This window comes from Acidisoma sp., from assembly GCF_035492295.1.
GTDB lineage: Bacteria > Pseudomonadota > Alphaproteobacteria > Acetobacterales > Acetobacteraceae > Acidisoma.
Map to the genome: position 1 here is coordinate 1 of NZ_DATJJK010000063.1, position 11395 is coordinate 11395.

General features: G+C 66.9%; 13 protein-coding genes. 5 read left to right on the top strand and 8 right to left on the bottom strand.

Annotated features, from left to right (window positions below; all coding sequences use genetic code 11):
• On the top strand, nt 1-592 hold a 592-nt coding region (locus VL752_RS04780), incomplete at its 5' end, for an alpha/beta hydrolase family protein (RefSeq protein WP_408863059.1).
• 9 nt (nt 593-601) lie between these two features.
• On the opposite strand, the gene VL752_RS04785 is transcribed toward VL752_RS04780, so the two are convergent.
• The 4 genes from VL752_RS04785 to VL752_RS04800 form a co-directional block, all read right to left on the bottom strand.
• A complete protein-coding gene (locus VL752_RS04785) occupies nt 602-1015 on the bottom strand; it encodes an aconitase X swivel domain-containing protein (RefSeq protein WP_325352724.1) in 414 nt (137 codons plus the stop codon).
• The gene (locus VL752_RS04790; protein ID WP_325352702.1) at nt 1012-2268 is read right to left on the bottom strand and encodes an aconitase X catalytic domain-containing protein; all 1257 of its coding nucleotides are present in this window, start codon (nt 2266-2268) and stop codon (nt 1012-1014) included. The genes VL752_RS04785 and VL752_RS04790 overlap by 4 nt, the downstream gene beginning before the upstream one ends.
• 95 nt (nt 2269-2363) lie before the next feature.
• The gene (locus VL752_RS04795) at nt 2364-3032 is read right to left on the bottom strand and encodes an amino acid ABC transporter permease (RefSeq protein ID WP_325352704.1); all 669 of its coding nucleotides are present in this window, start codon (nt 3030-3032) and stop codon (nt 2364-2366) included.
• A gap of 157 nt (nt 3033-3189) precedes the next feature.
• Nucleotides 3190-4086 (bottom strand): transporter substrate-binding domain-containing protein, encoded by an 897-nt coding sequence (locus VL752_RS04800; protein ID WP_325352706.1) that lies wholly within the window; start codon nt 4084-4086, stop codon nt 3190-3192.
• A 263-nt stretch (nt 4087-4349) separates the two neighbouring features.
• On the opposite strand from VL752_RS04800, the gene VL752_RS04805 reads away from it, so the two are divergent.
• The 4 genes from VL752_RS04805 to VL752_RS04820 are packed head-to-tail and all read left to right on the top strand — an operon-like array spanning nt 4350 to nt 8490.
• Nucleotides 4350-5486, top strand: coding sequence for an enolase C-terminal domain-like protein (locus VL752_RS04805; RefSeq protein WP_325352708.1), 1137 nt, complete (start codon nt 4350-4352; stop codon nt 5484-5486).
• Complete coding sequence (locus VL752_RS04810; protein ID WP_325352710.1) at nt 5479-6261, top strand: SDR family NAD(P)-dependent oxidoreductase; 783 nt, start codon at nt 5479-5481, stop codon at nt 6259-6261. The genes VL752_RS04805 and VL752_RS04810 overlap by 8 nt, the downstream gene beginning before the upstream one ends.
• 17 nt (nt 6262-6278) lie before the next feature.
• Entirely contained in the window at nt 6279-7412 is a 1134-nt protein-coding gene (locus tag VL752_RS04815) for a mandelate racemase/muconate lactonizing enzyme family protein (protein WP_325352712.1), read from the top strand.
• A 31-nt stretch (nt 7413-7443) separates the two neighbouring features.
• Nucleotides 7444-8490: a LacI family DNA-binding transcriptional regulator gene (locus VL752_RS04820; RefSeq protein WP_325352714.1), complete on the top strand. Its 1047-nt coding sequence runs from the start codon at nt 7444-7446 to the stop codon at nt 8488-8490.
• Here the strand turns inward: VL752_RS04820 and VL752_RS04825 are convergent.
• The 4 genes from VL752_RS04825 to VL752_RS04840 form a co-directional block, all read right to left on the bottom strand.
• Complete coding sequence (locus VL752_RS04825) at nt 8487-8780, bottom strand: hypothetical protein (RefSeq protein ID WP_325352716.1); 294 nt, start codon at nt 8778-8780, stop codon at nt 8487-8489. The genes VL752_RS04820 and VL752_RS04825 overlap by 4 nt on opposite strands.
• A gap of 219 nt (nt 8781-8999) precedes the next feature.
• Nucleotides 9000-10100, bottom strand: coding sequence for a redox-regulated ATPase YchF (gene ychF, locus VL752_RS04830; RefSeq protein WP_325352718.1), 1101 nt, complete (start codon nt 10098-10100; stop codon nt 9000-9002).
• Complete coding sequence (gene pth, locus VL752_RS04835; protein ID WP_325352720.1) at nt 10090-10677, bottom strand: aminoacyl-tRNA hydrolase; 588 nt, start codon at nt 10675-10677, stop codon at nt 10090-10092. The genes ychF and pth overlap by 11 nt, the downstream gene beginning before the upstream one ends.
• 15 nt (nt 10678-10692) lie before the next feature.
• On the bottom strand, nt 10693-11349 hold the full coding sequence (locus VL752_RS04840; protein WP_325352722.1) for a 50S ribosomal protein L25/general stress protein Ctc: 657 nt from the start codon (nt 11347-11349) through the stop codon (nt 10693-10695).
• Nucleotides 11350-11395: the final 46 nt, after the last annotated feature.

The window sequence follows — 11395 nt, forward strand, 5'->3', positions numbered from 1 at the left end:
CGAAAGGTATCCCGCCTTCGCCGGCCGGATCGATGCGAGCCGAATCGGCGTGCTGGGCTTTTTCCTGGGCGGGACCGCCGCGCTGTCCCTGGCCGGCGGCGAGCTGGATGCGCAAGGCTACGCCAGCAGCTGCGATGACGGCAGAGCGGGGCCGGATTGCGCCTGGTACGCCAAGGCGGGTGTCGATCTCCATCGTGTGGACGCCGCCGCGCTCGCGGCCTCGCATCGGGATGCGCGTATCGGCCTTGCCGTCCTCGTCGACCCCGAGCTCAGCGGGAGCTTCACGGCGGCCAGCCTGGCGCGCCTGTCGATTCCCGTCGAGATCATCCATCTCGGTGACGCGGCACCGGGGGTGGAGGGCGCAAAGCTCGCCCAGGCCATTCCCGGCGCCCATTACGACGAACTGGCCGATGCGACGGCGTTCAGCGGCTTTGCCGAAGGCAAGCCGAAGGGCGCTGCCATCCTCCGCAGCGAGGGGGAAGAGGAAGCCTTGTGCCAGGACCGCGGCACAAGCTCGCGGGCGGAGATCCACGCGCGGCTCGCCGCGATGATCGATGCCGCCTTCGGATCGCGGTCGCAGAGCGGATTGTGACGGCCGGCGCTAGCGGAGGATCTCGATGCCGCCGTCGTCGCTAATTCGCGCGCGTTGCCCGGTGGTCAGCGCCGCCTGCTGATCGCCGGGCAGGACGACAACGGGGATCGAGCCGTAGTCCATCTCCCTCGCCACCACCACGCCGAGGCCCAAGATGGCATCGGGCACAGCTAGCACCAGGGCGGCGGGGGCGCGGCGGATGGCCATCAGCTCCAGCATGATGTAGCTGGAGGAGCTGGAGCCGATCATGCCGGGCAGGACCAGGATGCGCCCGGCGATCTCGCTGTTGTGGTCGGGATGGCGCGGATCGCTGATGCGTCCGGTCGTGGGGTCGACGCCGCCCCAGAAGCTGATGGGACGCGCGAGCTTCAGCACCATGCCTTCCGCGCTACCGGCGATCTGGGGCTGGCTTTGCAGGGTCATTGCCACAAGGATTCGTCCCGGGCCAGCCGGCCGGTCGCGGCCGAGGCGATGCAATCGGCCAGGCTGCCGTAGATCACCTCATAGCCCGTATTGGCTGGGGCGTAATGGGCGAACTTGCCGGAATTGGTCATGAGGACGCCGCCCTTGGCGGGGAGGATGGGTGCGACCACGACGCAGGTATCGGCCACGATGGTGATGCCGGCCTCGGCGAACTTGCCGAGACGGCCCTGCTCCTCCAACGCCCCCACGACATTGCGGCCGGTGCAGACGAAGAAGGGGATGTTCACTCGGCCCCCGGGCAGCAGCGCCTCCAGCGCATCGAATTCGGCGAGGGAGAAATGCGGGCTGCCCAGCGCCACCGCATCGATGCCCTGCCCCCGGGCCGTCGAGAGCCGGTCGCGGGCGGTTTGCAGCATCGCCGGCGTCAGGCGGATGACGCGGGCCGGCGCCTCGCCCCCACCTGCTGCCTCGACGCTGGGCGCTTCCGGCGTGCGTCCGGCGACATGGAAGAGCCCGACGGCGCCGCTGGAGGCGGCCGAGGCGGCGAGCGCCTTCAGGCAATCCTCGGAGATATCCGCGGGCAGGCCGTCGATGACGCCGATCTCGGTGCCAATCTCCATGCCGTACCAGCAGCCCAGCACGGGATAGAACACATCGGCGCGCTTCAGCCGGGCCGACAAGGCCGAGGTATCGACCCGCAGCGTGGCGCGCCGGTTCTCCGGCCGATGCAGCCCGTAGTAGGGCGCGCGGCCGGTAATGGCGCAGCAGATGTCGAGGAAATCGCCGTAGCGGTTGGTGCGCGCGCCCAGCACGGAATTGCAGAAGGCGACGGCGTTGCTCTCGCCCCAGGCGACATCGCTGCCCAGGGTGGGGCGATGGCCGGCGTGATAGGGCGAGCAGGTCCAGGTCTGCCAGCAGCCCATCGCCTCATAGGCCTGCATCAGCCGCAGGGCCATCTCATGGCGATGGGGATCGGCCTTCACCGTCCCGGGATGGATCAGGTCCAGGCCGCCGACATTGAGGGAAGCGGGGATGGCGGTCTTGGCGCCGCCGGCCACCAGCCGCTCGGCGAAATGGACGCCGCTGTCGCCGTGATAGAGGGCGCCGTCGATATGCGCCGAGGCAACGGGGATCAGCCGCGGCGCGCCCAGCAGGCGCCCCATCTCGGCCAGGATGCGCATGGCCATGGCCGCACCCGCGCCGCGGTCGCCGGCGGCAATGGCGCGTTCCGGCGCCGTGAGTTCGAGGCTCACGTCAAGATGTCCCGTGTTCGAGGCTCATGCCCGGCAATCTGCCATGATTTCGCGCGCCGCCACCAGCCCGAGATGCCGGCTGCCCCGACGAGGCGCTATTTCGTGGCGAAGCCCTTGCGCATGCGTTCCTCGAGGCTGCGGACCATGAGGCCCGAGGGGTAGCAGACAACGAAATAGAGGATCGCCGTCACGGTATAGACGGTGAAATATTGGAAATTCCGGGCCGCGATGATCTGGCCGGTGAACATCAGCTCCTGCACCGTGACGACGGAGCAGATGGCCGTATCCTTGAACAGCGAGATCAGATAATTGCCCAGGGTCGGCAAGACGACGCGCACGGCCTGAGGCAGCACGACCTTGCGGAAGGTCTTCCAGCGCGAGAGGCCGAGGCTGAGAGCCGCCTCTGTCTGTCCCTTGGGAATCGACAGGATGCCGCCGCGGAAGACCTCGCTCAGATAGGCCGAATAATGGATCGTCAACCCGGTGATCGCCGCGGTGATGGGATCCAGGAAGATGCCAGCGCTGGGCAGCACATAATAAATGTAGATCAGCTGCAGGATCAGCGGCGTGGCGCGGACGAACTCGACCAGGCCGTTGAAGGGCCAGCGAAGCGCACGGTTGTGGGAGAGGCGCGCGAGCGCGATGAATATCGCGCAGATCGTCGCCAGGATCATGGTGACCACCGTCAGGAAGATGGTGATCGTCAATCCCCTGAGGAAGACGCCCCAGTAATCGTGAATGACCGTAAAATCGAGGAGATTCACCTGTTGGTCCTCCGACTGCCCGCGGGATGAGCGGCGGGCGAGGCTATCACCTCAGAGGGGCGGGCGTGAGGCGAGGGGGTTCGCGAGAGGGGACGGGACGGCGTCCGCCCGCGGCCTTGCGGCCGCCGGCGGACGTCCCCGATCGATAGGCCGATCGCTATTGCAGCGGGAAGAAGAACAGGTTGCGATTGCTGAAACCGTACTTCTTCAGGATGGCCGAGACATTGCCATTGGCACGGACCTCGGACAGCCCCTGGGTATAGGCGGCACGCAGCGAGCAATCGTCTTTGCGCAGCCCGACCCGGACATAGCCATAACCGTATTTGAAGATCAGCTCATCGGGCACGGCGATGCCGGTGACCATCTCCATGGGTGCCGAGGGGTTGGCCTTCAGGAAGAGCACCACCTTGGTGTCGTCCTCGAGGATCGCACTGACCCGGCCCGTGGAGACGGCGCTGAATTCCTCGGCGTCGGTCTGGAAGGGCACGACATCGGCCCCGACGGTGCGCAGATATTCGTCGGCGGCGGAGCCGGCGATGGCGCCGATCTTCTTGCCCTTCAGCGCGTCGAAGGACGTGATGCCGTCCGGATTGCCCTTCTTCACCAACAGGGCCGGGCCGTACCAATAAGCCGGGCCGCTGAAGGAGATGACCTTCAGGCGGTCAGGCGTGATGTGGATGGCGGCGACGGCATCGATGCGCTTGGCGAGCAGCGCCGAGATGAGCTGCCCGAAGGGCATGATCTCGTATTTGATCTTGGTGACACCCATCCAGGCCAGCGCGGCCTCGTTGAGCTCGACCTCGAGGCCTTCGGCCTTCTGGGTATCGGGATTGATCGAGGTGAAGGGCGGGGAGGGCGAGATGCCGATGGTGATGCCGTCGGATACCGCCTTCTGATAGGACGGGTCGCCGCAATTATCGAACAGCGGCTGGGCTTCGTTCTTGAATTCCTGGGCGCGGGCGAGGCTCGTGCCGACCCCCAGAGCCAGGGCGACGACCGTCGCCCCGAGAATCAATGCGCGGCGAGTGGGGCTCGCGCTTGGCAGACCGAACATTAGGCTTCTCCTCCTTCGAAAATGGGGCTTCCCCCGGGACTTTTTCGTCGGCTGACCGCAGCGGGCGAGAAAACCCATCGGTGCCTGACTTCCTAGAAACGTTTCCAAGAAAGTGACATAGGGTTCGACGGGGAGTCAAGACGGCACAGCGATATAACGCCTATACATGGGAAATAAGGGCAGGGAGGCACCCGGTCGGTTGACTCGGTTCCGTCCCGGGCCTAACTTTTATCTGGAAACGTTTGCTGATTTGGGAGGGATCGTTGGACACGACCATCGACCGGATCGAGGCCTGGGCCTGCTCGCTGCCTTTGCCCACCCCGCTGCGCTTCGGCACCTTCGAAGTGCGCACGCGCGAATACGCGGCGGTGCGCGTCAGCACCAAAGGCGGCCTGGTCGCGGATTGCCTGGCCCAGACCCGCAAGGCGCCCGTCGATGTAGCGATACTGGATGTGCTGGCGCCCGCGCTGATCGGACGCGACGCGCTGGATACCGCGGCCCGTCTTGCCGATCTGGCGGGGACCCTGCGCGCGCTGGAGCGCGACGGCGTCTTCGGCCGCGGCGTCTCGCTGCTGGAGATGTGCCTGCAGGACCTGAAGGCCCAGGCGGCCGGGCTGCCCCTCTGGCGCTTGTATCGCGATAAAGCCGAGCCGCTCGATGTGCTGCTGGTCGAAGGCTATGAGATGGCCGGCGAGGATGACGAAAGCTTCGCCGCACGGCTCCAGGCGCGCCATGCGGAGGGCTATCGCATGATGAAGCTGGAGGCCGCGCATTACGAGACTCCGGCGCTGCTGGCGTCTCGGGTCGCCGCGATCCGCCGGCATGCCGGCAAGGATCTGCGTCTGGTGCTGGATTTCGCCTGGTCCTGGCCCAGCGTCGAGCATGGGCTGAAATGCGCCGCGCCGCTGCGCGATCTCGACATCGCTTGGCTCGAGGATCCCTTCCACCGTGATCGCGTGGCGGATTATGCCGCCGTCACGGCCGGCGCCGGAATTCCCATCGGCGCCGGCGATGAGACGACGCAGGCCCGGCAGATGCTTCGGCTGATCGAGGCTGACGCCCTTCATGTCGCCCGGGTCGATGCCACCACCCTCGGCGGCTTCGGGCCGGCGGAGGAAGTCGCGCGTGCCGCGGCCGCCCGCGGCATGCGGGTTTCCTTCCACGAGCGGCCGGAGGTGCATCAGCATCTGGCCTTCGGCCTGGGGCTTGCCGATCATGTCGAGGTCTTTCCCACCGACCGGCCCTTCGACTGCGCCCATATGCTGATCCTCGAGCCCGCCTTCGACCGGATCGGCAAAGGCCGGCTCTCCCCGCCGACGGCGCCGGGCACAGGCCTCAAGCTCGACGGCAAGGCGCTGGCGAAATCCGCGCGGCGCAGCGGACAGGTGACCCATGGTTGACGCTTCCCCCGTCGCGTTCGTCACCGGCGGCGCCAGCGGCATCGGCTGGGCGACGGCGCAGGAGTTCCTGCGGGCCGGCTATCGGGTCGTCATCGGCGATCTGAACCATGAACGGGTGGCTGGGCTGTCGCTGCCCGCCGAAATCAACGCGAAGCCTGAGGCCATCGCGCTCGACGTGTGCGATCAGGCCTCCGTCGACCAGGCCGTGGCCGAGGTGGTCCGCCGCCATGGCCGTATCGACATCCTGGTGAACAGCGCCGGCATCCAGCGCCATTCGCCGCTGGCGGATCTGGACTGGGCGGCCTGGAACGCCGTCATGGACGTCAATCTCAACGGCGCGTTGCGCTGCCTCACAACCGTCGGAAAGCAGATGCTCGCCCAGGGCAAGGGCTCGATCGTCAATATCGTCTCGGTGGCCGCCGAGCGCGGCGCCGCCGGCCGCGCCTCCTATGCCGCGGCCAAGGCGGCGCTGGTCTCGATTACCCGCACGGCCGCGGTGGAATGGGCGGCCAGGGGCGTGCGGGTCAACGCCGTGGGCCCCGGCTATGTCGCGACCGAGCTGGTCGAGAGTTTCGTCAAATCCGGCCGGCTCAATCTCCAGCCCGTGATGGACCGCACGCCGATGGGCCGCATGGCGACGCCGCAGGAGATCGCCAAGGTGATTCGCTTCCTCGCCTCCGACGATGCCGCCTATATCACCGGTCATGTCCTCTATGCCGATGGCGGGTTTCTCGCCGATTACGGCGTCCCCGCCGCACCGCCCAAACAGGCCTAGGGCCAGCAAGGTTCCTCATGGATCGCCCCCTGCAATCCGCCGTGCCGGCGCTCACCATCCGCGAGATCGAGGTCATCGGCATCCGGGTGCCGTTGCCCAAGACCTACCGCGGCAGCTACTACCAGATGACCCATCGCTCCACGGTCCTCTGCCGGCTGCATACGGAGGAAGGAATCATCGGCGAGGCCTGGGCCGGCGACGAGGACGAATCCCTCGCCACCATCTGCGCCATCATCCGCGACGAGATCGCCCCGCACCTGCAGGGGCTGGACGCGCTCCGGGTCGAGCAGTGCTGGGAAGCGGCGCGGCCGGCCACCTTCAACATCCTGCGGGACCGGCGGCTGGGGCTGGTCGCCTGCGCCGCCGTCGACACGGCGATCTGGGATGCCGTCGGCAAGGCGCTGGGTCAGCCGCTCTGGAAGCTCTGGGGCGGCTATCGCAGCGAACTTCCCATGATCTCCATCGGCGGCTATTACGGCGACCTCGAGATCGCCGCCGAGATCGAAGAGCTTCAGGGGATGGGCCTGGCGGGGATCAAGTTCAAGGTCGGGGGTCGCACGCCGGAGGAGGACGCCAAGCGCGTGCTCCAAGCCCGCGCGGCAGCAGGGCCCGATTTCACGATCTGCGTCGACGCCAACCAGGGCTGGCCGGTGGAGGATGCGATCCGCTTCGTGGGGCTGGCGGAGAAGGCCGATATCTATTGGTTCGAGGAGCCCTGCCGCTGGGACAACGACCGGCTGGCGATGCGCGATGTGCGCCTCAAGACGGGGATCCGCGTCTGCGCGGGACAGACGGAGTTCTCGGCCGGGGGCTGCCGCGATCTGATGATCGCCGGCGCCATCGACGTGTGCAATTTCGATGCCTCCTGGTCGGGCGGCCCGACCGAATGGCGCCGGGCCGCGTCGCTGGCCGCGATCTTCGGGGTGCGCATGGGCCATCACGAGGAGCCGCAGGTCGCCTCCCATCTGTTGGCATCGATTCCCCACGGCACTTTCGTCGAATGCTTCCACCCGAACCGGGACCCGATCTGGTGGAATCTACCGGCCAACCGGCCGAAGCTCAGGGATGGTATCCTGCAGCTCTCGAATCGGCCGGGACTGGGCTGGGAGATCGACGAAGCCTTCCTGAAGTGCTACCGGCTGGCGGTGTGAGGCGCTGACAAAGGAGACTCGAAACGGGTCGATGAAAGCGGCAGGGCGCAACAGCGGCGGCGCCGGCGCGCGGGCAGGCATCCGCCAGGTCGCGGAGCAGGCGGGAGTCGCCATCTCCTCGGTCTCGCGCGTGCTCTCCAATCACCCCGATGTCAGCGACACCATGCGGATGCGGGTGCGCGAGGCGGTCGCCCAGCTCAACTACGAGCCCGATATTCTGGCGCAGAGTCTGCGGCGCGGCTCGACCTGGACCATCGGCTTCGTCATCTCCAATATTGCCAATCCGCTCTTCGCGGAGATCGCCATCGGCGCCGACCTGGCCCTGCAGAAGGCCGGCTATTCCGTGCTGATCGCCAATTCCCTGGGCGCGCCCGAGCGGGATGTGAGCCAGATCGGCCTGTTGAAGCAGCGCCGCGTGGATGGGCTGATCCTCTCGCTCTCCGACGAGGAGGACCCGACGACGGCCGCGGCGCTGAAGCGCCTGGACAAGCCCTTCGTCCTGCTCGACCGGGTGGTGCGCGGGCTCAAGACGGCGAATTCCGTCCTCTCCGATCATGCCGGCGGCGTCAGGGCGGCCGTCGCCCATCTCGCGGGGCTCGGCCACCGCCATATCGGCTTCATCGGGGGCTCGCCGCGGGTCCGGCCCTCGCGGGAGCGGGTCGCCGCCCTGCAGGAGGCCTGCCGCCTCCATGGCATCACGGCCTCGGCCGTCTGCGGCAGCTACACCTCGGCGTATGGCGAGGCGGCCGCCGCGGAGCTGCTCGATGGCGCAGCTGCGGCGCCGCCGACGGCCCTGATCGCCGGCAGCAATCAGATCCTGGTCGGGGTGTTGAAGACCTTGCGCCGGCGGCAGCTCGAGGTGCCGCGCGACATCTCGCTCGTCACCTGCGACGACCTGCCTTTGTCGGAATTCCTCTTCGTCGAGCTGGCCACGATCTATCGCGACATCCCGAAGCTGGGCACCACGGCGGCCGAGCTTCTCATGGCGGCCCTCCATGGCGAGCCGCCGCGGGAGATCATGCTGCCGGTCGAATTCCGCCCCGGCGCCAGTTGCGCCCTGCCGCGCCCGGCCCTTTAGGTGCAGACGCCCTTGTAGATCAGCGTGCCGGCGGTGGCGTTGGTCTCGTCGGCGGTGCGGCTCACGATCTTGTAGCCGTTGGGGCAGAGGTGATTGTCCGCCACATATTGGGCGAGCCAGGTCAGCCGCTGGGTCTCGGCCTGCTTGTCGTCCTTGAGGAAGAGCTGGCCGTACTGCGAGGTGTACGTAAAGCCGGAGCCGCTGGACGAGAAATTCGTCAGCGCCCGCTTGTCGACGGTCGAGCAGGCGGCCAGGGCGAGAAGGGCGATCAGGGCAAGGCGCTTCGACATCCCTGATTCAGTGCCTCAACTCGCGGTTGTTCGTCAAGACCGCCAGTCACTTCGTCATCCCGGCGAGCCCAGTGATGCCGATGTGAAGCCTCACTCTCTGACGGCCAGGAAATAATGGCCACCGGCGCGCCTTAACCGGCGGCCAGGGACCGTCGCCTACTATTCCGTCGAGAGCCGTGTTGCAGCCGGCAAGTCTCGCTCCCTATTCTGTCGTCCGGCCTAGACGTTGAACCGGAAGTGGAAGATGTCGCCGTCCTGGACGACATATTCCTTGCCCTCGGCCCGCATCTTGCCGGCTTCCTTGGCGCCCTGCTCGCCGCCGCAGGCGATGAAATCATCATAGGCGATGGTCTCGCCGCGGATGAAGCCGCGCTCGAAATCCGTATGGATGACGCCGGCCGCCTCGGGCGCGCGGGCGCCGCGGTGGACGGTCCAGGCCCGGGCCTCCTTCGGCCCCACGGTGAAGAAGGTGACGAGGTCGAGGAGCTTGTAGCCCGCATGGATGACCCGGTCGAGGCCGGGTTCTTCGAGGCCCAGGGTCTCGAGGTATTCGCGCTTCTCCTCCGCGCCGGTGAGCTGGGCCACCTCCGCCTCGATGGCCGCCGAGATGACGACGACGGCCGCCCCTTCCTGGGCAGCGCGCTCGGCGACCTTCTTCGACCATTCATTGCCGGTGGCTGCGGCGGATTCCTCGACATTGCAGACATAGAGCACGGGCTTGGCGGTCAGGAGCTGGAGCTGGCGAAAGACCTCGCGATCTTCCGCCGCGATCTTGGCGCGGCGCGCGGGGCGGCCGGCGCGCAGCTCGACGAGGGCGGCTTCCATCACCCCGAGGAGAGTCTTGGCCTCCTTGTCGCCGCCCTTGGCCTTCTTGGCCGTGGCATCGAGGCGGCGCTCCAGACTGTCGAGATCGGCCAGCATCAGCTCGGTCTCCACCGTCTCGGCGTCGCGCACCGGGTCGATGCTGCCTTCGACATGGGTGATGTCGTTATCTTCGAAGCAGCGCACGACATGGACGATGGCATCGACCTCGCGGATGTTCGCGAGAAACTGGTTGCCGAGCCCCTCGCCCTTGGAGGCGCCGCGCACCAGGCCGGCGATATCGACGAATTCCAGGCTGGTGGGCACGGTTTTCACCGATTTGCCGATCACCGCCAGCGTGTCCAACCGCTTGTCGGGCACCGCGACGCGGCCGACATTCGGCTCGATTGTACAAAAAGGATAATTCGCGGCCTGTGCGGCCACGGTGGCGGTGAGCGCGTTGAACAGGGTGGATTTGCCGACATTCGGCAGGCCGACGATACCGCAGTTAAAGCCCATTTTTCTGGTCCCCTGTACGCAGAGCGATTTTGGTCATGAAATCTTCCGGCTTGCCGCCGGCGAGCAGGCCGGCCTCGTCGGCCACCGCATCCAGGCAGGGCAGCAGCCACTCCAGGTCGGCCTTGGAGAAGTCACCCAGCACGTGGCCGGTGACGCGGTCTTTGTGGCCGGGATGGCCGATGCCCAGGCGCACCCGCCAGTAATCGGGTGTGCCGAGGCGCTGATCGGTGCTGCGCAGCCCGTTATGGCCAGCCGCCCCGCCGCCGCGCTTTACCCGGATCTTGCCCGGGGCGAGGTCGAGCTCGTCATGGAACAACGTGATGGCGGCGGGCGGAATTTTATAGAACGCCGAAGCCGCTTGCACCGCCTCTCCGGAGACGTTCATGTAGGTCATCGGTTTCAGCAGAAGAATTCTGTGGCCGGCGATCTGGCCTTCGGCGGCGACACCTTTAAAGCGCTGCCGCCACGGCGAGAAGCCATGGCGGCGCGCGATCACATCAACGGCCATGAAGCCGATATTGTGGCGCTGCCGCGCCATGCCTGGCTCCGGGTTACCAAGCCCGACCCATAACAACATGGCGCGGCGACGGGGTTATTTCTTCTTCGGCGCGGCCTTGCCCTTGGCGGGGGCGGCAGCAGCAGCCGCGGCCGCGGCAGCATCTTCGGCCTGCGCCTCAGCCGAGACGGTCGGCGGGGCGACGGTGGCGATGACGAAGTCGCGGTCGAGAATGGTGGGACGGGCGTCGCCGGTGCCTTTGAGGTCGGTCCAACGGATGTTGTCGTTGATGTCCAGGGCGCCGAGATCGGCCTCGAACTTCTCCGGAATGTTGTCCGGGTCGCAGGCGACTTCAACGGTGTGGCGCACGACGTTCAGCACGCCGCCGCGCTTGATGCCGGGCGAGGTTGTGTCGTTGAGGAACACCACGGCGACGGACACGCGCACGCGTTCACCGGCGGCGAGGCGCTGGAAGTCGACATGCTCCGGCTGGTCGGTGACCGGGTGAAACTGCACGTCGCGCATCAGAGCGCGGGTCTTCTGACCGTCAACCTGAATTTCATAAAGACGCGAACGCCAGCCGCCGCGCTTCAGCTCGCGCATGACAATGCGCGGGTCGAGGGCGATCAAAGAAGGTTCCTGCTTGGCGCCATAGACTACCGCAGGCACTTTGCCCGCACGCCTCGTCGCCCGCGCCACCCCCTTGCCGGCACGCGAACGCGACTCAGCTTCGATGAGTTCGAAATTGGCCATGTTTACGCTCCTATAAATGACAAAAGCCGGCCTCCAGGGGTGCCGG